At 73.7% G+C, this 25162-nt stretch carries 15 protein-coding genes; 10 read left to right on the top strand and 5 right to left on the bottom strand.

Annotated features, from left to right (window positions below; all coding sequences use genetic code 11):
* Positions 1–96 precede the first annotated feature (96 nt).
* The 6 genes from ACGFIG_RS19240 to ACGFIG_RS19215 all read left to right on the top strand — a co-directional run bounded on the left by ACGFIG_RS19240 (position 97) and on the right by ACGFIG_RS19215 (position 10454).
* Positions 97–2859: an EAL domain-containing protein gene (locus ACGFIG_RS19240; RefSeq protein ID WP_393004584.1), complete on the top strand. Its 2763-nt coding sequence runs from the start codon at positions 97–99 to the stop codon at positions 2857–2859.
* Between the two features lie 168 nt (positions 2860–3027).
* Positions 3028–3333 (top strand): Asp-tRNA(Asn)/Glu-tRNA(Gln) amidotransferase subunit GatC, encoded by a 306-nt coding sequence (gene gatC / locus ACGFIG_RS19235; RefSeq protein WP_350926882.1) that lies wholly within the window; start codon positions 3028–3030, stop codon positions 3331–3333.
* A 67-nt stretch (positions 3334–3400) separates the two neighbouring features.
* A complete protein-coding gene (gatA, locus tag ACGFIG_RS19230; RefSeq protein ID WP_393004582.1) occupies positions 3401–4876 on the top strand; it encodes an Asp-tRNA(Asn)/Glu-tRNA(Gln) amidotransferase subunit GatA in 1476 nt (491 codons plus the stop codon).
* A 251-nt stretch (positions 4877–5127) separates the two neighbouring features.
* The gene (locus ACGFIG_RS19225; RefSeq protein ID WP_393004580.1) at positions 5128–6237 is read left to right on the top strand and encodes a putative Ig domain-containing protein; all 1110 of its coding nucleotides are present in this window, start codon (positions 5128–5130) and stop codon (positions 6235–6237) included.
* 183 nt (positions 6238–6420) lie between these two features.
* Positions 6421–7914 (top strand): Asp-tRNA(Asn)/Glu-tRNA(Gln) amidotransferase subunit GatB, encoded by a 1494-nt coding sequence (gatB, locus tag ACGFIG_RS19220; RefSeq protein ID WP_393004578.1) that lies wholly within the window; start codon positions 6421–6423, stop codon positions 7912–7914.
* Positions 7915–8096: 182 nt separating this feature from the next.
* Entirely contained in the window at positions 8097–10454 is a 2358-nt protein-coding gene (locus tag ACGFIG_RS19215) for a transketolase C-terminal domain-containing protein (RefSeq protein WP_393004576.1), read from the top strand.
* A 744-nt stretch (positions 10455–11198) separates the two neighbouring features.
* On the opposite strand, the gene ACGFIG_RS19210 is transcribed toward ACGFIG_RS19215, so the two are convergent.
* Complete coding sequence (locus ACGFIG_RS19210; RefSeq protein ID WP_393004574.1) at positions 11199–12773, bottom strand: metallophosphoesterase; 1575 nt, start codon at positions 12771–12773, stop codon at positions 11199–11201.
* Between the two features lie 58 nt (positions 12774–12831).
* The gene (locus ACGFIG_RS19205; RefSeq protein ID WP_393004572.1) at positions 12832–14007 is read right to left on the bottom strand and encodes a PQQ-dependent sugar dehydrogenase; all 1176 of its coding nucleotides are present in this window, start codon (positions 14005–14007) and stop codon (positions 12832–12834) included.
* Positions 14008–14132: 125 nt separating this feature from the next.
* Between ACGFIG_RS19205 and ACGFIG_RS19200 the strand changes: the two genes are divergently transcribed.
* Positions 14133–15059, top strand: coding sequence for a 2-hydroxyacid dehydrogenase (locus ACGFIG_RS19200; RefSeq protein ID WP_393004571.1), 927 nt, complete (start codon positions 14133–14135; stop codon positions 15057–15059).
* 21 nt (positions 15060–15080) lie between these two features.
* Here the strand turns inward: ACGFIG_RS19200 and ACGFIG_RS19195 are convergent, their stop codons facing one another.
* A complete protein-coding gene (locus ACGFIG_RS19195; RefSeq protein WP_393004570.1) occupies positions 15081–15458 on the bottom strand; it encodes a PH domain-containing protein in 378 nt (125 codons plus the stop codon).
* Between the two features lie 203 nt (positions 15459–15661).
* On the opposite strand from ACGFIG_RS19195, the gene ACGFIG_RS19190 reads away from it, so the two are divergent.
* Positions 15662–17929 carry an EAL domain-containing protein gene (locus ACGFIG_RS19190; RefSeq protein WP_393004568.1) on the top strand — a complete coding sequence of 756 codons (2268 nt, stop codon included), beginning with the start codon at positions 15662–15664 and terminating at the stop codon, positions 17927–17929.
* 81 nt (positions 17930–18010) lie between these two features.
* Here ACGFIG_RS19190 and ACGFIG_RS19185 read toward each other — a convergent pair whose 3' ends face one another.
* Together ACGFIG_RS19185 and ACGFIG_RS19180 are read right to left on the bottom strand one after the other, a co-directional pair.
* Positions 18011–21016, bottom strand: a complete 3006-nt coding sequence (locus ACGFIG_RS19185) for a carbohydrate binding domain-containing protein (protein WP_393004567.1) — start codon at positions 21014–21016, stop codon at positions 18011–18013.
* A gap of 379 nt (positions 21017–21395) precedes the next feature.
* Positions 21396–22415 (bottom strand): LacI family DNA-binding transcriptional regulator, encoded by a 1020-nt coding sequence (locus ACGFIG_RS19180; protein ID WP_393004565.1) that lies wholly within the window; start codon positions 22413–22415, stop codon positions 21396–21398.
* Positions 22416–22794: 379 nt separating this feature from the next.
* On the opposite strand from ACGFIG_RS19180, the gene ACGFIG_RS19175 reads away from it, so the two are divergent.
* Together ACGFIG_RS19175 and ACGFIG_RS19170 are read left to right on the top strand one after the other, a co-directional pair.
* Positions 22795–24084, top strand: a complete 1290-nt coding sequence (locus ACGFIG_RS19175) for an extracellular solute-binding protein (protein ID WP_393004563.1) — start codon at positions 22795–22797, stop codon at positions 24082–24084.
* A 69-nt stretch (positions 24085–24153) separates the two neighbouring features.
* Positions 24154–25162: carbohydrate ABC transporter permease (locus tag ACGFIG_RS19170; RefSeq protein WP_393004561.1), on the top strand; the 1009-nt coding region annotated here is incomplete at its 3' end.

Raw genomic sequence — 25162 nt, 5'->3', positions numbered from 1 at the left:
CTGTCGTGCCGGGCATTGCGACACGGAGGGCGTTTCATTGGTGGCACGGCGTGCCACCGGGTCACGCCCTCGTGGACCGAGTGCTCGGGAGGTGTGATGGGGGCCGCGGACTCGCGAAACTCCGTTCCGCCTGGCCGGGCACGCCCGTTCTTCGCCTTCGTCTGGACCGTGGTCGCGCTGGCCGCGGCGTTCTGCGTACGCCCGCTGATCGAACTGCCGGCCGAGCTGCCGCGACTGCCGGTGGCGTTCTGGGTGATGGCGGCCCTGGCGGTCGGCTGTGACGCGCGCCCGTTCGTGCCGCCCGGGCGGCGGCAGACCTCGGCGGTCTTCCCGTCCACCTGCTTCACCTTCGCCATCCTGCTCGGCTGGGGGTTCGGGCCGGCGATCCTGGTGCAGGCGGTGGCCGTCGTCGTCTCCGGCTGGCGGATGGGCCACGCCCCGTGGCGGACGGCCTTCAATGCCGCCCAGTACGCGGCGGCCCTGGGCGCCGCGTACGCGGTCACCTGGCTGGGGCCCGGGAGCATCTTCGACGGCGGCCGGCTGCGCGGCACCGACGTGCTGGCGGTGGGCGGCGCGACGGTGGCCTGGTTCGTCGTGAACTACGCGCTGGTCAGCGCGGCCGTCCGGTTGCGCTTCGGCGACCGGTGGTGGCCCAGCCTGCGGCAGGGGCTCGGCTTCGAGCTGCTCTCCACCGGCTCGTTGCTGCTGCTCGCCCCGGTGCTGGTCGCGGCGGCGCGGGCCAGCGCGGCGCTGATCCCGCTGGTGCTGGTGCCGCTGTTCGCCGTCTACCGGATGGCCCGGCTCAGCGTCGAGCAGCAGCAGCTCGCCTCCCTGGATCCGCTCACCGGCCTACCCAACCGCAAGGCGCTGCTGGCCGAGGTCGGCGAGCAGGTGCACCTGCACGCCGAACGGGCGGCCCGCGGCATGCCCGGCGCCCGGCTGGCGTTGCTCCTGATCGACCTCGACCGGTTCAAGAACGTCAACGACGCGCTCGGGCACGCGGTGGGGGACCGGCTGCTGGTCGAGGTGAGCGCCCGGCTGACCGGCGTGGTCGGCGCGGGCATGGTCGCCCGGCTGGGCGGGGACGAGTTCGCGATCGTGATGACCGGCCTGGAGGACGTCGACGAGGCCCGTGAGCTCGCCGGGCGGGTGGTCCGCGCGCTGGCCGAGCCGGTGTCGCTGGACGGTTTGCCGCTCGACGTGGGCGGCTCGATCGGCATCGCGTTCTTCCCCGAGCACGGCGAGGACTTCGCGACCCTGATGCGCCACGCCGACGTGGCCATGTACGACGCCAAGCACCGCAACGACACGGTGGCGATCTACACGGCCGAGTCCGACCACAACTCCGCCGAGCGGCTCGCCCTGCTCGCGGACCTGCGGCGGGTGCTGGAGGCGGGCCGTCGGACGACCGTCCCGCCCGGGCCGGCGGGCGCGGCCGAGCTGACGGAGGACGGCGAGCCGGCGGACGACGGCGCGCAGCCGCCGAAGGCCGGCGACGCGACCGTGGCGGGCGTGGGCGCTGACGGCTCCCCGGGCGACGGGGCGGTGGGCGCTCCGGCGGCAGCGGCGCCGGCCGGTCGCCTGCGGGGTGCCGGGCGGGCCGGTGCCGCGCGGGGCGGCGACGGGGCCGAACTCCCCGCTGACCTGGCCGGTTCGGGCCGCTGGGCCGACCCGGCCGGAGCCGGCCGCTGGGCTGACCTGACCGGGGCCGGTCGCTGGTGGCTGCGCCGCCGCCGGCAGCGGCCCGGGCCGTCGACCGACGACGAGCTGATCAACCGGATCGTCACCGCCGCCGACCCGATCCGCCGCCGGCCGGCGGCCGCCGCGGAGACCGGCCCCGACCGGGCCGACGGCTCCGGCCGCCGCAACGGCGCCGAGCGGCGGGGCGGGCAGGGCGGCGCGGTCGTACGCCGACAGGACCCGCCCGGCGACCACGGCGCGCGGGACGCCGGCGACGGCCTGTGGGACGGCGACGACGCCGCGCGGCACGGCGGCGACGGCCGGACCCCGACGGGCCGGCGCGGCGCCCGGCACGACGCGACCCGCCGTCGGGACGCGGACCCCGCCGTAGCCGTCGACGCGGGCGAGATCACGATGTACTACCAGCCGCAGATCGCCATCGCGACCGGCGAGGTGGTCGGCGTGGAGGCGCTGCTGCGCTGGCGGCACCCCCGCCGGGGGATGGTGGACCCGGAGGAGCTGATCCGGGTCGCCGAGCAGAGCGCGGTGATGCGGCTGCTCACCCGCCGGGTGGTGGACGACGTGGTCGAGCAGCTGGCCAAGTGGTCGGCTGCCGGGATGAGCCTGCCGGCGGCGCTCAACGTCAGCGTGCGGGACCTGCACACCGGCGAGATCGCCGACCAGATCGCCGACCGGCTCGCCCGCTTCGGCGTGCCGCCGCAGCGGCTGCAACTGGAGATCACCGAGGGTGCCCTGATGGCCGACCCGCGTCGGGTGCTGGCCACCATCACCCGGCTGCACCGGATCGGCGTGGGCATCTCGCTGGACGACTTCGGCACCGGCTACTCCTCCCTCCAGCACCTGCGGCGGCTGCCGCTGTCGGAGGTCAAGGTGGACCGCTCGTTCGTGCTGGGGATGGCCGAGGACGCCGACGACGCGGCCATCGTGAAGTCGACGATCGAACTGGCGAAGGCGCTCGGGCTGCGGGTGGTCGCCGAGGGCGTCGAGGACGAGCGCACCTGGCGCATGCTGTACGCGGCGGGCTGCGACGCGGCGCAGGGCTGGTTCTACGCCCGGCCGATGCCGGCCGAGGAACTTGTCGGCTGGCTGGCCCGCTACCGCCCGGTCCGCCCGACGCCCAGCCCCGACGCGGAGATTCCCCGCCGGCACGCCCGCTGAGTCACCCGCCCGTCGGCGCGGGACGCCCTTCCGCCGCGCCGGAGGGGGAGTCGGGGACGCGCCGCCAGGGCGGAACAATAGACTCGCTCCGGTCACCGCGCGTCACGCAGTTCGGCCGCGCGGCCGACACCCGGTCCGACCCGCAGCACCGTCACGAAGGGGGCACCGATGGCCGCCATCTCCCGCGAGGAGGTCGCGCACCTGGCGCGACTGTCGCGGCTCGCCGTCACGGAGGAGGAGCTGGACACCTTCGCCGGCCAGCTCGACGTGATCCTCCAGGCGGTCGCGCAGGTCGGCGAGGTCGCCGCGGCGGACATCCCGCCGACGTCGCACTCGGTGCCGCTGACCAACGTCCTGCGGGACGACGTCGTGGTGCCCGGGCTGACCCCGCAGGAGGCGCTGTCGGGTGCGCCCGACGCCGAGGAGCAGCGGTTCCGCGTACCGCGGATCCTGGACGAGGATGTGGCGTCATGAGCGGGCTGATCATCAGGCGCGGTGTGCGCGGCGCTCAGTGCGCCGGTGAGCGAAGCGAGGCGACGGCATGACGGACCTGACCAGAATGACCGCGACGGAGATCGCGGGGCTCGTCGCCACCGGCGAGGCCTCGGCCGTCGAGGTCACCCGGGCACACCTGGACCGGATCGCCGCCGTCGACGACCGGGTGCGCGCGTTCCTGCACGTCGACTCCGAGGGCGCGCTCGCCGCCGCCGCCGAGGTGGACGCCCGCCGCGCCGCCGGCGAGGAACTGGGGCCGCTGGCCGGCGTGCCGGTCGCCGTCAAGGACGTGCTGACCACCAAGGGCGTGCCGACCACCGTCGGGTCGAAGATCCTCGAGGGCTGGCGCCCGCCGTACGACTCGACGATCGTGCAGCGGCTGCGGGCCGCGGGCACGGTGATGCTAGGCAAGACGAACATGGACGAGTTCGCGATGGGCTCCTCCACGGAATACTCGGCGTACGGGCCGACGCACAACCCGTGGGACCTCAGCCGCATCCCGGGCGGCTCGGGCGGCGGCAGCTCCGCGGCGCTGGCCGCGTACGAGGCACCGCTGGCGATCGGCTCCGACACCGGCGGCTCGATCCGTCAGCCCGGCGCGGTCACCGGCACCGTCGGCGCGAAGCCCACCTACGGCGGCACCTCCCGCTACGGCCTGGTGGCGTTCTCGTCGTCGCTGGACACCCCCGGCCCCTGCGCCCGCACCGTGCTGGACGCGGCGCTGCTGCACGAGGTGATCGGCGGGCACGACCCGCGCGACTCCACCTCCATCCCGCAGCCCGTGCCGGACGTGGTGGCCGCCGCCAGGCTCGGCGCGACCGGCGACCTGACCGGCGTGAAGCTCGGCATCGTCACCGAGTTCACCGGCGAGGGCGCCGAGCCGGGCGTGATGGCGGCGTTCCGCGAGTCGGTCGACGCGCTGACCAAGCTGGGCGCCGAGATCGTGGAGGTGTCCTGCCCCCACTTTCGCTACGCGCTGCCGGCGTACTACCTGATCGCCCCGAGCGAGGCCTCCTCCAACCTGGCCCGGTTCGACGGCGTCCGCTTCGGCCTGCGGGTCGGCGACGACGGCAACCGGTCGCTGGAGGAGGTCATGTCGCTGACCCGGGAGGCCGGCTTCGGCGCCGAGGTCAAGCGCCGGATCATGATCGGCACGTACGCGCTCTCGTCGGGCTACTACGACGCCTACTACGGTCAGGCGCAGAAGGTCCGTACGCTGATCACGCAGGACTTCACCGCCGCGTTCGAGCGGGTCGACGCGCTGATCTCGCCGACCACCCCGTTCGTGGCGTTCCCGCTCGGCGCGCGCACCTCGGATCCGTACCAGATGTACCTGGCCGACCTGTTCACCATCCCGACGAACCTGTACGGCGGGCCGGGCATCTCGGTGCCGTGCGGGCTCTCCGACGGGCTGCCGGTCGGCTTCCAGATCATGGCCCCGACGATGGCCGACGACCGGATGTACCGGGTCGCCGCCGCGCTGGAGAGCGTCGTCGGCACGCTCACCCCGCCGGCACTGTGAGCCGCACGGGGCGAGGCGGGACCACCGCCTGAGCCCCGGATCGTCCCGCGCCCGGTGCGGTCACCACGACCGCGCCGGGCGCGGCTGTCGTCGCGACGACACGACGATCTCCGATCAGGGGATTGTCCGCGTTCGGTGGCACTGGTCGAATAGGCTCCAAGCCTGCTGGATCGACTGGATCCCGGTCCGCTGGCGGACGCGAGCGGCTCCGATCAAGACCTGGATGTGCGATGGGGACACTTCGCCCGGTCATGGCCCTGACGATGGTCGTCGCGTTGCTGCTGGGCGCCGTGCAGCCGGCCACCGCCGCCACCGAGACCGTCACCATCACCTCGGACAAGCCCCGGTCGGTCATGTACCTCGGGCAGGTGTACGCGATCCATACCGTCGAGGCCACCGGTGGCACCGGGCCGTACCGGTTGTCGGTGGTGTCGGGCAGCCTGCCGTCGGGCATGCTCGTGGTCGGGACGTCCCTCGGGGGCGCTCCGGACTCGCCGGGCACGTACACGTTCACGCTGCGCATGACCGACGAGAACGACCGCTACGACGAGCAGACGGCGACGATCGAGGTGCGCGAACCGAAGGTGGTCATCACCTCGGGCAAGCCCCGGTCGGTCATGTACCTCGGGCAGGTGTACGCGATCCACACTGTCGAGGCCACCGGTGGCACCGGGCCGTACCGGTTGTCGGTGGTGTCGGGCAGCCTGCCGTCGGGCATGCTCGTGGTCGGGACGTCCCTCGGGGGCGCTCCGGACTCGCCGGGCACGTACACGTTCACGCTGCGCATGACAGACAAGAACGACCGCTACGACGAGCAGGACGCCACAATCGTCGTCGCCCAGGCCGCAGCCGCGTTCACCTCCGGCGACCCGCCCGCCGGCACGGTCGGCCGGCGCTACTCCTTCCGGTTCACCGCCGACGGTGACTCGGACATCGCGTTCGCCCTGGCCGGCGGGGCACTGCCGGGCGGTCTCACCCTCGACAAGGAGGGCGTGCTCAGCGGCACCCCCGGAAGCGCCGGCACGTTCACCTTCACGGTCCAGGCGAAGGGACGCAGCACCAGTGCCACGAGGGAGGTGCCGCTGGTCGTCGCCGCTCCTGCCCCGACCACCCCCACGGCGACCCCGAACGGCCCGACGGCCACGCCGCCGTCGAGCGATCCGACCGCCGCACCGTCGGACAGCAGCCCGGCCCCCCAACCGACGGCCACGCCGTCGAAGGCGAGTGGCGCGTGGCTGCCGATCACCGGACCGGGCTCGCCCCTCGTGTTGGTGCTGCTGAGCGTCGTGGCCTTCTCCATCGGTGGCATCCTGCTCGTGCTGGCCTACAACCGTCGTCGGCGCTTCACCACACCCGACTGATGCCCGCCGAGCCGGGCAGACGGAGCGGTAGGACCGGCACCGCCAGGTGGTGGCACGCCTCCCGGAGGCCGCGTCACCGCAGCCACGCCACGCCCGCGCGTTGATCTCGAAGCCCGGCAGCGGGGTGGCCGGACCAGCCGATTAGGCTGGAACGGTTCTGTCCGGATCGCGCCTGGAGCTCAGATGACGACGACACTGCCCGCGTACGACGAGGTCGTCGCGCGCTACGAACCGGTGATCGGCCTGGAGACCCACGTCGAGCTGGGCACGAACACCAAGATGTTCTGCGGCTGCCCGACCGACTTCGGTGGCGAGCCGAACACCCGGGTCTGCCCGGTCTGCCTGGGCCTGCCCGGCTCGCTGCCGGTCGCCAACCGGGCCGCCATCGAGGCGACCATCCGGATCGGGCTGGCGCTGAACTGCTCGATCGCCGAGTGGTGCCGGTTCGCGCGGAAGAACTACTTCTACCCGGACATGCCGAAGGACTTCCAGATCAGCCAGTACGACGAGCCGCTGTGCTTCGAGGGCTACCTGGACGTCGAGGTGAACGGCGAGCTGGTGCGCATCGGCATCGAGCGGGTGCACCTGGAGGAGGACACCGGCAAGACGCTGCACGTCGGCGGCGCCACCGGGCGCATCCACGGCGCCACGGAGTCGCTGGTCGACTACAACCGGGCCGGCATCCCGCTGGTGGAGATCGTCACCAAGCCGGTCCCCGGCACCGGCGCGCTCGCCCCCGAGGTGGCCCGCGCGTACGTCACGGAGCTGCGCGACGTGATCCGCTCGCTGGGCGTCTCGGACGTGCGGATGGAGGAGGGCTCGCTGCGCTGCGACGTGAACACCTCCCTCAACCTGCCCGGCCAGGAGTGGGGCACCCGCACCGAGACCAAGAACGTCAACTCGCTGCGGTCGGTCGAGCGGGCCGTCCGGTCGGAGATCATCCGGCAGGCGTCCGTGCTCGACGCGGGCGGCCGGATCACGCAGGAGACCCGGCACTTCCACGAGGACACCGGCGACACCACGCCGGGTCGCTCCAAGGAGACCGCGACGGACTACCGGTACTTCCCGGAGCCCGACCTGGTGCCGCTGGCGCCGGACGCCGCCTGGGTCGCCGAGCTGAAGGCCGCGCTGCCGGAGCTGCCCCGGCTGCACCGGCGCCGGCTCCAGGAGCAGTGGGGTCTCTCCGACGCGGACATGCAGTCGGTGCTCAACGCCGGCGCGGTCGAGCTGATCGAGGCCACGGTCGCCGCCGGCGCCACCCCGGCCGCCGCCCGCAAGTGGTGGCTGGGCGAGCTGTCCCGGCGGGCCAACGAGACCGGCGTGGAGCTGGCCGACGTCGGGGCCACCCCGTCGCAGGTCGCGGAGCTCCAGGGCCTGGTGGACGCCGGCAAGCTCAACGACAAGCTGGCCCGTACCGTCCTGGAGGGCGTCGTGGCGGGCGAGGGCTCGCCGACCGAGATCATGACCAACCGGGGTCTGGAGGTCGTCTCCGACACGGGCGCGCTCACCGCCGCCGTCGACGAGGCGATCGCCGCCAACCCGGACATCGCCGAGAAGATCCGCAGCGGCAAGGTCGCGGCGGCCGGTGCCCTGGTCGGCGCGGTCATGAAGACCACCCGCGGCCAGGCCGACGCCAAGACCGTCCGCGAGCTGATCCTGGAGCGCCTCGGCGCCTGACCGGTGTGGAAGGGCCCGGGTCCTGACCTTTCCCGGCTAGGAAAGGCCCTTCCGCACACCTGAGCCGCCGCGTGCGCCCGTCGTGCGCGGCGGCTGTGCACCCCGCGCCCGCCCGCCGCACCCCGCGCCCGCCCGCCCCCGACGGCCGTCAACGGTGACGTGCCAGACCCCTGGAGCCGACCGTGAACCGTACCGACCTCGGCGTCCTCGACGAGATCCAGCAGCGGGTCCTGTGGCTCGCGACCCGCATCGTGGACGCGGCCAACCACGACCGGGACACCGGCGACGGGGTGAAGGTGGGCGGGCACCAGGCGTCCAGCGCCTCGCTGGTCACCGCCATGACGGCGCTGTGGTTCGCGCATCTCGACGCCGAGGACCGGGTGGCGGTCAAGCCGCACGCCTCGCCGGTCTTCCACGCCATCCAGTACCTGCTGGGCAATCTCGACCGCTCCTACCTGACGAGGCTGCGCGCCCGGGGCGGGCTCCAGTCGTACCCCTCGCGCACCAAGGACCCGGACGAGGTCGACTTCTCCACCGGCTCGGTCGGGCTGGGGGCGGCGGCGCCGCTCTTCGCCGCCGCGACCCGGCGTTACGTCGACGCGCACTTCGGGGCCCGTCCGCATTCCCGGTTCGTCGCGCTGATCGGTGACGCCGAGCTGGACGAGGGAAACATCTGGGAGGCGGTCGCCGATCCGGCCACCACCGGCCTGGGCAACGTCATGTGGCTGGTCGACTTCAACCGGCAGTCGCTGGACCGGGTGGTGCCCGGGGTGCGGATCAACCAGTGGCGGGGCCAGTTCGAGGCCGCCGGCTGGCACGTCGTCGAGGTCAAGTACGGCCGCAAGCTCGCCGAGGCGTACGCCCGTCCCGGCGGCGAGGCGCTGCGCGACTGGATCGACGCGATGCCCAACGAGCAGTACCAGTCGCTGTTCGGGCTCAGCGGCCCGGCGCTGCGTACGCAGTTCCTCGACGGCGCGCCCGACGGGATCGAGGCGTTCATCGCCGGCATCGGCGACGACGAGCTGGGGCCGCTCGTCACCGACCTGGGCGGCCACGACATGGCGGCGATGCTCGACGCGTACGCCCAGTGCGACGCCGTCACCGACCGGCCCAGCGTGGTCTTCGCGTACACCGTGAAGGGTTGGGGGTTGCCGATCGCCGGTAATCCGCGCAACCACTCGGCGCTGCTCAGCACGGAGCAGGTCGACGCGCTGCGCGCCGCCCACGGGCTGACGCGCGAAACCGAGTGGGACCGCCTGGACCCGGCGTCGGAGGCCGGCATCCGGGTCGGCGAGCGCCGGGAGGCGCTGTCTCGCACGCCGCGCGAGCGGGCGCTGGGCGTCGCGGTCCCGGAGACGACGCGGGTACGCGCGAACAAGCCGATCTCGACGCAGGAGGTCTTCGGGCGGGTGCTGGTGGAACTGGCCCGCAACCCCGAGGTGGGCCGCTACCTGGTGACCACCGCGCCGGACGTGGCGACCTCCACCAACCTGGCCGGGTTCATCAACAAGACCGGCGTCTTCGCCCCCACCCGGCAGCGCTCCTGGACCGAGGACCGGATGTTGCGCTGGACGGAGAGCCCCGCCGGCCAGCACATCGAGCTGGGCATCTCGGAGATGAACCTGTTCCTGCTGCTGGGGCAGCTCGGCCTCGCCTGGGACCTGTCGGCGCAGCCACTGCTGCCGGTCGGCACGGTCTACGACCCGTTCGTGCTGCGTGGCCTGGACGCGTTCCTCTACGGCACCTACTCGGGCTCCCGGTTCGTGGTCGCCGGCACCCCGTCGGGCATCACGCTCGCCCCGGAGGGCGGCGCCCACCAGTCGACCATCACCGCCTCGGTGGGCCTGGAGCTGCCCGGGGTCACGTTCATCGAGCCCGCGTACGCGGCCACCCTGGACTGGCTGCTCTGCGACGCGCTGGGTCAGATCGCCGGCGGCGCGGCCCCGTCGACGACGGCCGCTCCCGCCGAGGACGGCGCGTACTACTTCCGGCTCAGCACCCGCCCGATCGACCAGGCGCCCTTCGAGGCGGCGCGGGCCCGGCTCGGCGACGCGGTGCTGCGCCGGCAGGTGGTCGCCGGGGCGTACCGGCTGGTCGACGCCCACGAGTCGTACCCGCACCTGGCCGACGCCCCGGTGGTGCAGCTCGCCGCCTCCGGCGCGGTACTGCCCGAGGTGCTCGCGGCGGCGGCCGAGCTGGCCGAGGAGGGCATCGCCGCACACGTCGTCGACGTCACCTCGCTGGACCGGCTCTACCGGGCCTGGCAGCGCACCCTGCGCCAGGGCGTACGCACCGCCACCGTGCCGAGCGTGCCGGGCGCCCTGCGCTCGGTGTTCGCCGACCGGGTGCCGGTCGTCACGGTGCAGGACGCCGCCTCGCACGCCATGGCCTGGCTCGGCTCCGCGCTCGCCGCGCCGGCGGTGCCGCTGGGCGTGGACGAGTTCGGCCAGTCCGGCAGCGTCCACGAGCTGTACGAGCTGCACGACCTGCTGCCGGGCAGCATCGTCAACGCCGCCCTGGCGGCCCTGTCCCTGCGCTGAATCCGCACCAGGCGGCCCGTGTGCCGCGGCCACGCACCCGGCCACCGGGTAGGCGCGCCGAGGCAAGGCGGAACGCGGCGTCGAGGCACTTCGGCAGGCGTGTCGAGGCCCTGCGGGACCGCGTGTCGAGGCCCTGCGGGACCGCGTGTCGAGGCCTTGGGGACGGCGCGTCGAGGCCCTGCGGGACCGGGCGTCGAGGCCCTGCGGGGGATGCGGCGCGGAGTTGACCGGCGACCAACGCGCTTGTCACGGAAAGTGATTGCTGCGCGATGTTCCGTAGTGTGGCGGACGGTGCGGGGTGCGACGGTACCCCCTCACGCCCTTTGCTCTGCAGCCACCGACGCACCAGCTCGATGAGCAGCATAAATGTAAACCCCTGCGATTTGCGGCCAGCTGCAAATCGCTACCTGGAGTTACTGGTGCGTCCGTGGCTGCAGAGCAAAGCGTCCGAAGGCATGGGTGGCCGTGGACGCGGATGGCTACGCACCGTCACAGCCGCGACAAGGTGTGCCGGGCGTTCGGTCAGGCAACGGGGAGCGGACGGTCAGCTGCCCGGGCAGCGACAGGCTGGCATGGACGCGGCGACGGCCTGACCTGGCGGCTGCGGCGGCGATGCGGGCCGCTGGCATGAACACGAGGACGGCCCGACCTGGCGGCGGTGCTGGCCTGGCATGGCTGCGGCTGGCTAGGACGCGGCGATGCCGGAAGCCAATGCGGCCCGTTCGGCTGGGGTCAGGGGCAGCGTCAGCGGGTCGGGGTGGGGGTGACCGGGACGGGCGCGCCGGCCTTCGGGTCCTCCACGACGTGCCGCTCCAGGTTCACCTGGGCCTGCCCGGTGCCGCCGACGGTGATGTCGTCGTACGCCTGGAGCAGCTTGTCCTGGTCGAAGTAGAGCACGGACATCGACAGCGGGGTGGGCTGCTCGCCCTCCAGGCCGCGCAGGCCGGCGCCGCCCGTGGAGCCCTGCACCATCAGTTGGGTGGGGCCCTTTCCGGGCACCTCCGGCAGCTTCGAGACCTGCCGGGAGTGGGTGTGTCCGGCGAGCACCAGCGGGCAGGTGCCCGACAGCGGGCCTGCGGAGGCCGGGTCGTGCACCAGCGCGATGTCCACCGGGCGCGGTGAGCTGCGGATCGTGGCCGCGAGCTGGTCACCGGCGCCGATGAGCTGGTCGGCGGTCTGCTGGGTGAGGCCGCTGCCCGCCGGCGAGGTGTTCTTGTCGGGGGTGAAGCGCGGGTCGCCGATACCGGCGATGGTCAGCCCCGCGACCGTCGTGGTCGTGTTGCTGAGCACGATCGCGTTCGGCTGACGGGCCACGGCCGCCGCGGTCCGCCCCGAGTCGTGGTTGCCCCGGATGTAGACGTACGGCTTCTTCAGCAGGCCGATCGAGGCGACGTAGGAGGCCTCCGGCTCGGAGCCCCAGTCGGTGATGTCCCCGGTGTCGATCACCACGTCGATGTTGAACTGCTCGACGACGGTGCGGATGAGCTGCCAGCCGGTCGGGTTGAGGTGCATGTCGGAGACGTGCAGTACGCGGGTGGTGCCCGGGGCGGGTTCGTAGACGGGCAGCGACGACACGGTGGTGTAGAGCTGGCTGACGTTGCCGACGATGCGCTGGAGCTGCTCCGCGTACCGGGTGTAGTCGTTGGCGATCCGCCGGGCGTCACCGACGATCGCGGGGGCGTTGACCAGCAGCCCCTCGTAGCGTGGCTCCTCGATCGACTCCGGTCGGATGGTGGCCGCGGCGGTGCCGAGGCTGCCGGCGGTGACCAGCAGCGCCAGCCCGCCCGCCCAGGCCGCCCGGCGGGTGTCGCGGAAGACCAGCAGGGCCAGCAGCAGGGTGACCAGCACCGCCGAGGCGAGCGTCCGCAGGCCGAGCCGCAGCACGCCCTCGCGGACGTCGTCCACGGCCGACTGGCTGGCCCGGTTGATGCTCGCCGGGTCGTCGAGCAGCGCCTCGGTGCGGCTCTGGTCCAGCGCGCCCAGCTCCACGGTCAGGTGGGTGGGCCCGTCGTGGCTGTCGAGCAGCAACGCACCCAGCGGCGGGATGTCGACGGTGGTGCCGCCGCCGACCGCCGGCGCGACCGAGAGGTCAGCCTGGAACGGGCCGATGTCGGTGCTCACCCGTCCGCCGGCGAGTACGCCGATCACCACGCCGACCAGGGCGATGACGAGGACCGCCATGGTCACCCCCGTGGCGCGGAGGGCGCGCCGGCCGGCCCGGGTGGCGTCCACGGGACGGGTCCCCCGGCGCGGGGCACGGCCGGTCACCGGGCGCTCGTCGTCCCGGTTCGCGTGCTGTTCGTTCTCCTGGCCGTCCATGATGAGATTCTGACCTGCCCATTGAAGGATCTTGGGAAACCCGGGAAGCGCCCGTGCGTCAGCTCCGGCCGGCCCCGCCGCCCGCGAAGACCAGCCGCAGCAGCCGGTCGTCCTCGGGTACCGGCTGGCCCCGCCCGTCGTGGTTGGAGGTGCTCACCCAGATCGAGCCGTCGGGCGCGGCGGCCACGGCCCGCAGCCGCCCGAACCGGTCGGTGAGCAGCTCGCGCGGCTGGCCGAGCACGGTGCCGGTGTCGGTCAGCTCGACCAGCCAGAGCCGCTTGCCGCGCAGGCACGCGGTGACGAGCAGCCGGTCCGCGGCGGTCAGCCCGGAACAGGAGGCGTCCGACGTCGGCCACTGCGCGATCGGGTTGACGAAGCGCTTGTCGTCGTCGCGCCCCTCGACCGTCGGCCACCCGTAGTTGCGGCCTTTGGTGATCTGGTTGATCTCGTCCCAGGTGTTCTGGCCGAACTCCACGGCGTACATCCGCTTGCCGGCGTCCCAGGCGATGCCCTGCACGTTGCGGTGGCCCAGGGACCACACCGGGGAGTTCGGGAACGGGTTACCGGGCGCGGGCTTGCCGTCCCTGGTGATCCGCAGGATCTTGCCGCCGAGGCGCTTGACGTCCTGCGCCTGCGGCCGGTCCCCGGCGTCACCCGTGCTCGCGTAGAGCAGGCCGTCCGGGCCGAAGGCGAGGCCGCCGCCGTTGTGGATGCCGGCCTTGGGGATGCCGGTGAGGATCGGGGTGGGCGTGCCGCCCAGCTCCAGCCGGGCGATCCGGTTGTCGCGCTCGGTGGTGTAGTAGACGAAGATCGACTTGTCGCGCTGGTAGTCGGGCGAGACGGCGATGCCCATCAGCCCGCCCTCGCCGGAGGCCGCCACGTCGGCGATGGTCTGCACCGGGACGACCTTGAGCCCGTCGGGCCCCGACTCCGGGCCGACCCGCAGGATCCGGCCGCTGTCCCGTTCGGTGACCAGCGCGGCGCCGTCGGGCAGGAAGGCGATCGCCCACGGCACCCGCAGGCCCTTGGCCAGCACGGTGGTCACGACCTCCTGGCCGGCGCCGCCGGGGCTCGCCGTCGCCGACGGCGTCGGGAAGGTGGGCGGTTCGCCGGCCGGGTCGGGCTCGGGCTCGCCGAAGCTGCAACCGGCGGTCGTCAGCAGCAGCGCCGCGCACGCGGCCGCCAGGGCCGTCCGGAGACGGTGGATGCGAGGGTACGGGGCACGGGCGCTCACCCGCCCCAGGGTAGCCCGCCGGGGCGCTCGACCGGTGTCGACGGATCGGACCAACTCCGCCCGTCCGGGTGCCGGAGCCGCCCCGCCCCGCGCGCCGCCCCGCCGGGGGCCTATCGTCGGCGGGCGTGAAGGTATGGATCCCGCACCAGGACGGTCTGGAACTTCTCGGGGAGCTGCCGCCGGAGGTCACGGTCGAGGTGGCCGAGGACATCGCCCGGCTCCCCTCGGAGGGCGCCGGCGTCCGGTTCTGGGTGCCTCCCTTCCTGGCCGGCCGGGCCGCCACCGCGCTGCTGCGCGAGCTGCCCGACCTGGCGGTGGTGCAGCTCCTCTCCGCCGGCGCGGACGCGTGGGCCGGCCGGGTCCTGCCCGGGGTGGCGCTCTGCGACGCCAGGGGGGTGCACGACCCGTCCACCGCCGAGTGGGTGGTCACGGCGATCCTGTCCCAGCTGCGGGCCTTCCCCGCCTTCGCCCGCGCCCAGGCGAGGCGCGAGTGGGCGTACGGCGAGGTGGCCCCCACCGACGAGTTGACCGGCAAGCGGGTGCTGATCGTCGGGGCGGGCTCCATCGGCACGGCGGTACGCGACCGGCTCGCGCCCTTCGAGGTGAGCTTCACGCTGGTGGCCCGCACCGCCCGCCCCGAGCAGGGCGTGCACGGTGTCGAGGAGCTGCCGGGGCTGCTTCCCGAGGCCGACGTGGTGGTGCTGCTGGTGCCGCTGACCGAGCAGACCCGGGGGCTGGTCGACGAGCGCTTCCTCGCCGCCATGCGCGACGGTGCGCTGCTGGTCAACGCGGCGCGCGGGCCGGTGGCCCGGACCGGGGCGCTGGTCGCAGAGCTGCGTACCGGCCGGATCTCGGCCGCGCTGGACGTCACCGACCCGGAGCCGTTGCCCGCCGACCACGAGCTGTGGACGATGCCGAACGTGCTGCTCACCCCGCACGTCGCCGGTTCGGTACGCGGCCTGCTGCCGCGCGCCTACCGGCTGGTCGCCGGGCAGATCCGCCGGTTCGCGGCCGGCGAGCCGCTGATCAACACGGTGGTCGACGGCTACTGAGCGGGGCCGGCCGGGCGACGCTCAGGCGGCGGCACCCGGCAGGGTCTGGCCGGTGGCGGAGACCAGCCGGGGCAGGTCGGTGCCGCGTACGGCCGGGAGCGTGACCTGCTGGCCGTCGTCGAGCAGGGCGACCGCCCGACCGCGCCGGTCGGCGGCCAGTTCGACGACCCGGTCCCAACCGATGCGGCGCTGCCCGAGCAGGGCCCGCAGCCGCAGCTCGCGGGCGTCCGCGTCGGTGCCCGCCCGCCATGCCCAGACCCCGACGGCGAGCGGGACGAGCAGCACCGGCAGCAGGTACCACCGGGCGCCGGCCACCGGCAGGGCGCCGAAGAAGGCGACGATCGCGGCGGCCAGGTAGGCCTGGTGGTGCCGGAAGCGGACGGTGTCGGGGCTGCTCACCCCCTGATGATCCCACTCCCGCCGTCCCCCGTACGCGGCGGGCCGCGCCGGACGACGTCGTGCCGTCGGTGACGGGGATCACTGTGGCGTCGGCGTTACCGCCGTCGTGTCCGGTCGTTGGCGACTGATGGGCAGCGGACTCACCCCGGGGTCCGGTGCCCGCACCGTCGCACCGCCCGTGCCCCCTCACGAAGGCGACCGCCGTGCCCCTCGCGTATCCGCAACGCGCGTCGATTCCCCGTCCCGCCAGACCCGACACCCTCGTCCTCGCCGCCGTCGCGCTGCTCCTGCTCGCCGGCGCGGCCGGTCGGCTGCCCGTGCTGGCCGTGGTGGCGCTGGCCGGCGCCGCCAGCTGCGCCCTGGCCGGCACGCGGCTGTCCCGGCTCATCGCCGCGCCACCGGCTCCCGCGCAGGTCCCGGCCCGGTCCCGCGCCGCCCGCCGGCGCGCGGCGCCGCACCGCCGGGTGGCCGTGCTGCTCGACGCGGCGGTGGTGACGGCGGGGCTCACCGCCGCCGTACTCCCACTCGCCGCCGCCGGTCACCGGCGCGCCGTCGTCGTGTCGGGGCTGGCTGTCGCCGCCGCGCTGTTCGTCGCGGGCCTGCCGCCGACGACGCTCCGGCCCCGCCCGGCCGCCCGGGCCCGGCTGCGCGCGGCGGTCGACGCGACCGTCGCGGGGCTGGGGCTGGTTCTCGCCGGCTGGCTGCTGCTGCCCCGCGAAGGCCTCGACCCGCCGCTCCGGCTCGCCGTGGCGGTGGCCCTGGGCGGGCTCGCGCTCGCCGTACTCGTCGTGTCGACCGGGCCGCTGCGGCGTACCGGCGCGGCCCACTGCCGGACCGGGGCGGCGCTCACCCTGTCCGGGTTGGTGGTGCTGGCCGCGTTTCCGGCGGGCGGGACACCGGACCGGGCCGCCCTGCTCGCCGTACCCCCGCTGGTGGGTGGGGTGCTGCTGACGGCGGCGGGGGCGCGGCGGGCGACCCGCGCGGAGCCCGCCCCGCCCGACCCGCCGACCAGGGTGTGCCCCCGGATCGTGATCCCGGCGGTCGCGGCGGTGGCGGGCACCGGCTGGCAGCTCCGCCACGGCGGGCCGCCGGATCTCACCGCGGTCCTGCTCGGGCTCGCGCTGGCCCCGCCGTTGGTGCTCCGCGAGCTGCTCCGCGCGGACGACGGCTTCGGGTCGCTCCGCGCCGAGGACCCGCCCGCGCGGCACCGGTCGACCGACCCGGAGCGGTCGGGCGAGCCCGCCGACCGGCCGGCGCTGCTGCGGGCCCTCGCCGCCCGCCGGGACGCGCCGGCCCCCGCCGGGGCGCTGCTCGTCGTCGACCTGCACGGCGCCGGACCCGTCGCCGACGGCCACCGGGCCCGCGAGGACGTGCTCGCCGAGGCGGTCCGCCGCGCCCGTGCCGTCGTCGGCCCCCGCGACCTGGTCGCGGACGTCACCGCCACCGGCTTCGCCGTGGTCACCGAGGTCGGCCCGGTGCTGGCGTACGCGCTGGGCATCCGCCTGCTCGCCGCGCTCAACGGCACGTACGAGGTGGCGGGCGGGGCGCTGTGGCTCCGGGCCGGCGTCGGGCTGGCCGAGATCGGCGACGGCGGCCCGGAGGAGGTGCTGCGCCAGGCGGACCTGGCCCGGCGTCGGGCCGTGCAGCTCGGCCGCGACCGGGTCGAGTGGTACGACGCCTACCTGGAGGAGCAGCTCGTGCGCCGGCTCGACCTGGAACGGGAGCTGCCCGGGGCGGTCGCGCGCGGCGAGCTGGACCTCGTCTACCAGCCCGTGCTCGACCTCGCCGACCGGCAGCCGGTCGGCACGGAGGCGTTGCTGCGCTGGCGCAGCCCGGTGCTCGGCACGGTGCTGCCCGCCGAGTTCCTGCCGGTGGCCGAGGACCTCGGCATCGTGGGCGAGCTGGGCTGCTGGGTGCTGGACCGGGCCTGCCGGCAGCTGGCCGCCTGGTCCGGGGGCAGCCGGCAGCTCTGGATGGCGGTGAACGTGACCGTACGGGAGCTGGCCGCGCCCGACTTCGTGCCGCGGACGGCGGCCGTGCTGGACGCGTACGGGTTGTCGCCGGACCGGCTGGTGGTCGAGGTGGCGGAGCCCCGGGTGGGCGCCGAGCTGCCGACGGTGGTGGCCCGGCTGGCCGGGCTGCGCTCGCTGGGCGTGCGCACCGCGCTCGACGACTTCCGGGCCGAGCACGCCTCGCTGGCCCAGCTCCGCCGGCTGCCGATCGACCTGCTCAAGGTCGGTCCGCAGCTGGTGGACCCGGCGGACCCGCAACGCCCGCTGATCGACGTGGTGGTCAACGTGGGGGACCGGCTGGGGCTGGACATCGTGGCGGAGGAGCTGGAGTCGGCGAGCCTGGTCGACGGCGCGCGGCGGGCGGGCTGCCGCTACGGGCAGGGTTTCGCGCTGGCCCGCCCGGCCACCGCCGAGCGGGTCGAGGCGTACTTCGAGGAGTTCCCCTCGGCCTCGCGCTGACCCGTCCAGCGCTGACCCTTGCGGCGACCGGGCCGCCGGTGGTGTCGGAGGCGGCCGGACCGGTCGCCTCCGACACCGGCGTCACCGCAGGTAGGGGCCGGTCTCGCCGACCTTGCCCGGCGCCGGGTTGCCCGGCAGGTCCAGCACGTACGCCCGCAGGTTGCCCTGCCCGCTGACGGTCGCCGTGAGCGTCCCGTCGGTGACCGTCCGGACGTCGCCGGTCACCGCGTCGGTGTACCGGCCGTTGGGCACGCCGGTGAACGTCGCGCTCCCGGAGACCGTCACCAGCACGAAGCTGTCCACGCCGCCGGCCGTGAAGCGCCGCTTGTACGCCATGGAGTTGCCGCTGATCCCCTCGGTCGAGTACTGCCCCTTCTGGAGGGCCGGCACCGCCCGGCGGATCTGGTTGAGCCGCTGCACGTGCTTGACGAGCGGCTTGTCCAGGGTGCTGGCCACGGGCCCGGTGGCGGAGCCGACCCGGCCGAAGTCCGTCGCGGTGACCGTGCCCGCCAGGTGGCCGCCGTAGTAGGCGCGGCCGGTGGTGGCCAGCGGGCAGGTCGGCCCGCAGTCGATCTTCGCGCCCTTCTGGAACTCGATCTCCGAGCCGTAGTAGAGCGTCGGGATACCCCGGAACGTCCACATGAGGCTCATGTTCTCCGCCCAGGCGTCGGTGCCGCCGGTGTAGCGGGTGTTCGACTTGTTCGGGCCGTAGTCGTGGCTGTCGACGTACACGACGTTGTAGGTCGCGTCGTTGTAGCTGTCGTCGGAGTCCCTGCCGTTGCCGAAGGCGTTGTTCGCGTCGCCGAAGTTCATGTGCATCCGCATGTCGATGACGTTCATGCCGGAGAACTTCGAGTGGTCCGGCGCGTGGTAGGTGTTCCCGCGCAGGAACGCGTTGTCGCTGGTGGGCTGGCCGTTCGGGCCGAGCAGCTGCTCGTGGTCGTACTGCTCGATGGCGGCGCGCACGTCGTCGGCGCTGTACTCCTTGCGCTCCTTCCAGGTGAAGAACTGCGCCGAGTGGTTCACCGAGCCCCGGTTCCACTTGTCGTTGACGAACGCGGCGACCTCGCCGAAGACGTAGAAGTCGCGGCCCTTCTCGCCGTGCGTGGCGAGCGCGTGCTGCTGGATGGCCGGCAGGAACCGCCGGTTCCAGGTGACGCGGGGGATGTGCACGGCGGTGTCGATGCGGAAGCCGTCCACGCCCATGTCGATGAACTTGTTGTACGAGTCGATCAGGTACTTCTGCACGGTGGCGTTCTCGGTGTTGAAGTCGGCCAGGTCCTCGTGCAGCCAGCAGCTGCGCGAGTCCTCGCCCTCCCAGTTGCCGATCCAGCACTGGTGGTAGAGGTCGGCGGGGAACAGCTTGCTGGTCGGGGTGGGCCACTGGCACTCGTAGAGGCGGAAGCCCTCGGGGCTGGTGCCGGCCGGGGCGCCCCAGCGGGGGCACTGGTTGCCGGCCGGGGCGGTACCCGACCAGACGTCCCCGTTGTAGGGCCGGCCCTTGGCGAGGGCGTTCTGCGCCGGGGTCAGCTCCGGGTCGGTGCCGGGGTGCTCGACCATCGGGTCGTACTCGCGGCCCGGCTCCTGCCGGCTGTACATCCACTTCCACTGCTCGTCGCGGGTGCCGTACACGGTGGGGGTGAACAGGCCCTTGGCGCCCCAGCGGGAGCTGTGGTTGTAGACCACGTCCTGGAAGATCTTGATGCCCTTGGCGTGCGCGGCGTTGATGAGGTCCTGGTAGCTCGCGCCGGGGCTCTCCAGCCGCGGGTCGACGCGCTGGAAGTCCCAGCCGTGGTAGCCGTGGAAGTCGTAGTCGGAGCGGTTCAGCACGACCGGGGTGATCCAGAGGGCGGAGAAGCCGAGCCCCTTGACGTAGTCCAGCTTGTCGATCAGGCCCTTGAAGTCGCCGCGGAACATCGGGTCGTCGTTGGCCGCGTTGCCCGACTTCACGTGCTGACTGCCGCCCCGGTTGTTCGTGCTGTCGCCGTCGGCGAAGCGGGCGGTCATCACGAAGTAGATGCTGTCCTCGCGGGGGTCGCCGCCGAGCGGGGTGCCGGGCGCCGGCGCCGGCGGGGTGGTGCCGGTGGTGACGGCCACGGGGGCGCTGGCCGGGGAGGTGTTGCCGGCCGCGTCGTACGCCCGGACGGTGTACTCGTAGCGGGTCTGCGGGCTCAGCGCGCCGTCGACGTGGCCGGTGCCGGTGGTGGTGGCCGTGACGGTGCCCTCCGGCCCGCCGGTGCGGGTGAGCCGGTAGCCGGTCACGCCCCGGTCGTCGGTGGACGCGGCCCAGGACACGGCGACGCGCAGCCCGTTGGCGGTCGCGCCCAGCCCCGTGGGGGTGGACGGGGCGGTCGTGTCCGGTGTGTCGGGTGGGCACGGTGAGGCCGCGCCGGCGGTCACCACCCCCGCCTTGACGGTGCTCACGCCGGTGCCCAGGGTGTAGTCCGCGCCGTTGTTGTTGTCCCAGGCGCCGGCGCCGTTGTTGAACGCCGCCCGCAGCGTGGTGGCGGTGCCGAGCTCGACCACCCGGCGGGCCCATCCGGTGCAGCCGGCCGCCATCGGTACGCCGGGGACGGTGGTCCAGGCCCCGCCGGCGGGCTGGTAGTGGATGTTCGCGGTGGCCCAGCCCCTGGTCCCGACGTGGTACCAGACGTCGGCCGTCCGGCCGGTCGACGGGTTCGACGGGGTGGGCGTGGGGGTGCCGGCACACGGGTCGCCGGTGCCGACCACGCCGTCGGCGACGGTCACCGTCCCGGTGCCGGTGCGGTAGTTCGCGCCCCGGTTGTTGTCCCAGGTCGTGCCGTTGTGGTTGAACGTCACCTGGAGACCGGTGGCGGTGCCGGCGTCGACGGTGCGCTTGCGCCAGCCGGCGCACGCCGCCTCCATCGCCAGCCCGGGTACGGCCGTCCACGCGCCGCCGTCCGGCGCGTAGTGGATGTTGACCTGGCCGGTCCAGGTGGCGGCGGGTCGGTAGTAGACGGTCACGGAGTTCGCGGCGGCGGCCGTGCTGAGCGGGGCCAGCCCGACGGTGAGCCCGGCGGCCAGCGCCACCGCGATCATCCGTCGTCGCCCGGTGCGGGAATGCATCGGAGCTCCTAGGGGGTGGTTGTCGGCGGGGGCCGACGGGACGGGGGATGCCCTGCGGGAACAGCCGTCGCCGGGGGGAGGAGCTGTCCGGATCGGACAGTGGCGTGACGTTTAACGTCACGGGTTGACGAATGTTTCTGCAAGGTCTTGCAAGTGGCGAGAAAGTTACCACCATCGACGTCCCGGCACCAGGCGTTCACACGGATCGGGCGCCGCCTGCGGGCGCGGGGTGCGACCTCGGGCGGGTCGCCGGGAGGCGGGGCAGCCGGACGGCTGGCGGGCGCGCGGCGTCGCGCGCCGGAACCTGGGGCTCGGCTCGGGGTGGGCCGCTGACCGGAGTCGACGTGCGGTGGTCGCGTAGGGGAGAGGCTGAACCGGTTCAGCTGGCGCGCGGGGGCGCCGTGCTGCCCCGGGGCGTGAGGTGGGCCGTCCCGTCCTGCACGCGGCGGGCCGGCGAGCCGCCGATCACCGCGAGCAGTTCCCGGGCGGCGTGCGCGCCGTACGCCGGGATGTCCCGGCCGAGCGCGGTCAGCGGCGGGTGCACCAGCTGGCAGAGCGGGGAGTCGTCCCAGGCCACGATGGACACCTCGCCCGGTACGGCGAGGCCCATCTCCTGGGCCACCGAGAGCCCCGCTATCGCCATCACGTCGTTGTCGTAGATCACGGCGGTGGGCCGGCCGGCCGAGCTGAGCAACCGGCGGGTCGCGCGCGCCCCCTCCTCGCCGGTGTAGTCGGACGGCACGGTCACCGCGTCGGCCAGGCCGAGCCGCCGGCACACCTGGGCGAACGCCTCGGTGCGGATCTCGGTGTGCAGCAGGGCCGGCAGCCCGCCGACGCGGGCGATCCGGCGGTGGCCGAGGGCGAACAGGTACTCCACGGTCTCGACCAGCGCCGCGGCGTCGTCGGACCAGACGCTGGCCAGCCCGCCGGTGCCGCCCGGGCCGCCGATCACCACGGCGGGCAGGCCCAGCTCCTCCAGCACCGGCACCCGCCGGTCGTCGACGCGCAGGTCGCAGACGAGGACGCCGTCGACCCGGCGCTCGCCCCACCACCGCCGGTAGACCGCGACCTCCGCCTCCTGGTCGGCCACCACCTGGAGCGTGAGCGCGTACGACCGGGCGGAGAGTTCGGCCTCGACGCCGCTGATCAGCTCCATGAAGAACGGCTCGATGCCGAGCGTGCGGGCGGGCCGGCAGAGGGTGAGGCCGACCGCGTCGGCGGTGGCGCCGGAGAGGGAGCGGGCGGCGCGGCTCGGGTTGAAGCCGATCTCGGCCGCGATGGCGAGGATCCGCTGCCGGGTGGCCTCGGAGACCCCGGGCTGGCCGTTGAGCGCGTAGGACACCGCTCCCTTGGACACCCCGGCGCGTCGGGCGACGTCGGCGATCGTGGGTCGCTTCACCGGCGTACTCCTCCACTCTCCCGCCGGGGCGGGTGGCACCACGAGGCCGGGGGCGGCCGGCGGCGATCCACGCTACTGCACCGGCCGCGGGGGAGCCGGCGCGACCGCCGCGCGGGCACCGCCCGGTCATCGGCTTTCTCGGTTAAGCCCTGGCGGGGCACCTGTCTCCGGCCGCCCGCAGTCGCACTCCGGTGCCCCTGCGCAGAATATTCCCACCTCCCATGATCGCGCTCCCACGGTTCCTGGGGATTATCGCGAAGCGTCGATTCCGGCTGTCCGTTGACACCGCCGGAACAGGCCCGTACGGTGGCGGTCACTTATCCGGTTCAGTCAACGTTCCTCGATATCGGGAGCGTTCCCATCGGGCGCGGAGGATGACATGAGACGGTCCCTGACGCACTGGGCCAGGGTGGCCGCCGTCGGCGCGGTCAGCCTGGTCATGGTGGCGGCGTGCAGCGGCAACGGCGGCGGTGGCGGCGACTCGCGGGCCGGCGGCACGGTCACCCTCAAAATCAACTTCTGGGGCGACTTCGGGCTCGACGAGCTCAAGGCGAAGTACGAGGACGCCAACCCGAACGTCAAGATCAGCCTGAACACCGGCGAGTACAACGCCCAGCACGAGGACCTGCAGAAGAAGCTCGTCGCCGGCTCCGGCGCGCCCGACATCGCCGCCGTCGACGAGGGCTTCGTCGTCCAGTTCCGCGGCCAGGCCGACAAGTTCGTCAACCTGCTCGACAAGGGCGCCGGCACGTACGAGCAGAAGTACCTGCCGTGGAAGTGGAAGCAGACCCTGACGCCCGACGGCAAGACCCAGATCGGGCTCGGCACCGACGTGGGCGGCCTGGCCATGTGCTACCGCACCGACCTGTTCGCCGCCGCCGGCCTGCCCGCCGGGCGCGACCAGGTCTCCGCGCTCTGGCCCACCTGGGACGAGTTCATCGAGGTCGGCCGGCAGTACACGGCCAAGAGCGGCAAGAAGTTCATCGACGCCGGCACCAACGTCTTCAATCCCGTCCTCGGGCAGCAGCCGGTCGGCTTCTACGACGAGAGCGAGACGCTGAAGATGGACGGCGGCCCGAAGGTCGCCTTCGACGTGGCGGCCCGGACGATCGCCGCGGACCTCTCGGCCAACCTCACCGCGTTCTCCCCCGAGTGGAACAGCGGCTTCGTCAAGGGCGACTTCGCCGTGCTCGCCTGCCCGGCCTGGATGCAGGGGCACATCAAGAACACGGCCCCCGGCACCAGCGGGAAGTGGGACGTGGCCGCGATCCCCGGCGGGGGCGGCAACTGGGGCGGCTCGTTCCTGACCATCCCCAAGCAGGGCAGGAACGTCGACGAGGCGTACAGGTTCGTGGAGTGGCTGATCCAGCCCGAGCAGCAGATCGAGATCTTCAAGAAGGTCGGCAACCTGCCCTCGCAGCCGGCGCTGTACCAGGACCCGGCGATCCGGGACTTCACCAACCCGTTCTTCAGCGACGCCCCGGTCGGCCAGATCTTCTCGAAGACGGCGGAGAGCCTGACGCCGCAGTACCTCGGCCGGCGCAACGGCCCGACCCGGGTGGCGGTGGAGAACGTCCTCAACCGGCTGGCCACCGGGAACCTGAAGGGCAAGCCCGACCAGGCGTGGACCGAGGCGGTCAAGGAGGCCGAGAAGGCCGCCAAGGCCTGACCGCGCGCCGGCCGGGGCGAGGCCGCCGCGCCCCGGCCGGTCCTCCCCTTCGGTCCCTGGAGGTGCCCGATGTCCACCACCCGAGCCGCCCCCACGGCACCCCGTCCCGACGCCGGCGCGGCGGACCGGCGGGCGAGCAGTCCCCCCGACGCCGGCCCCTGGCGCACCCGGCTGTACCGCTTCGACGTGCGCTACGTGCCGTACCTGCTGATCGCCCCGTTCTTCCTGCTCTTCGCGGTCTTCGGGCTCTTCCCGATCGTCTTCAACGGCGTCGTGGCCCTGCGCCACTGGCGGCTCGACGACCCGACGCGCACCGGCTGGGCCGGGTGGGAGAACTTCAGCCGGCTCTTCACCGACGACGACTTCTTCAACGCGCTCGCCAACACCTTCGGCATCTTCCTGCTCTCCACCGTGCCGCAACTGCTGCTGGCGCTGATCGTCGCGTCGCTGCTGAACCGCAAGCTGCGGGCCCAGACCTGGTTCCGGGTCGGGGTGCTGCTGCCGTACATCACCCCGGTGACCGCGTCCACGCTGATCTTCTCCGTGGTCTTCGCCCGCGACACGGGCATCGCCAACTGGGCGCTGTCGCTGCTCGGCATCGGGGAGACCGCGCCGATCGACTGGCGGTCGGCCAAGTGGTCCTCCTGGATCGCCATCGCCACGATGGTCAACTGGAAGTGGATCGGCTACAACGCGCTGCTCTACCTGGCCGCCATGCAGTCCATCCCGCGCGACGTCTACGAGGCCGCCGCCGTCGACGGGGCCGGGCCGTGGCGCCAGCTGTGGCGGATCACCGTGCCGATGATCCGGCCCGTGGTCATCTTCACCGTCGTGCTCTCCACCATCGGCGGCCTGCAACTCTTCACCGAGCCGATGCTCTTCGACGCCAACCCGGCGCTGGGCCTCGGCGGCGACGACGGGCAGTGGCAGACCGTCGCCCAGCTCATCTACAAGGTCGGCTGGCGGGACCTCAACCTCGGCTACGCCGCCGCCATGTCCTGGGCCCTCTTCCTGGTCATCCTGCTCGTCGCGGCGCTCAACGCCATCATCACCAACCGCCTGGGAGGTGGGAAGCGGT

Source organism: Micromonospora sp. NPDC049048, from assembly GCF_043197615.1.
GTDB lineage: Bacteria > Actinomycetota > Actinomycetes > Mycobacteriales > Micromonosporaceae > Micromonospora.
This window is presented reverse-complemented; position numbering and strand designations above follow the sequence as displayed.

Excerpts from the sequence above, each read along its gene's own strand:
- ACGFIG_RS19240 (WP_393004584.1), top strand. The coding sequence starts at position 97 with ATGGGGGCCGCGGACTCGCGAAACTCCGTTCCGCCTGGCCGGGCACGC.
- gatC (WP_350926882.1), top strand. The coding sequence starts at position 3,028 with ATGGCCGCCATCTCCCGCGAGGAGGTCGCGCACCTGGCGCGACTGTCG.
- gatA (WP_393004582.1), top strand. The coding sequence starts at position 3,401 with ATGACGGACCTGACCAGAATGACCGCGACGGAGATCGCGGGGCTCGTC.
- ACGFIG_RS19225 (WP_393004580.1), top strand. The coding sequence starts at position 5,128 with ATGGCCCTGACGATGGTCGTCGCGTTGCTGCTGGGCGCCGTGCAGCCG.
- gatB (WP_393004578.1), top strand. The coding sequence starts at position 6,421 with ATGACGACGACACTGCCCGCGTACGACGAGGTCGTCGCGCGCTACGAA.
- ACGFIG_RS19210 (WP_393004574.1), bottom strand. The coding sequence starts at position 12,773 with ATGGACGGCCAGGAGAACGAACAGCACGCGAACCGGGACGACGAGCGC.
- ACGFIG_RS19185 (WP_393004567.1), bottom strand. The coding sequence starts at position 21,016 with ATGCATTCCCGCACCGGGCGACGACGGATGATCGCGGTGGCGCTGGCC.
- ACGFIG_RS19175 (WP_393004563.1), top strand. The coding sequence starts at position 22,795 with ATGAGACGGTCCCTGACGCACTGGGCCAGGGTGGCCGCCGTCGGCGCG.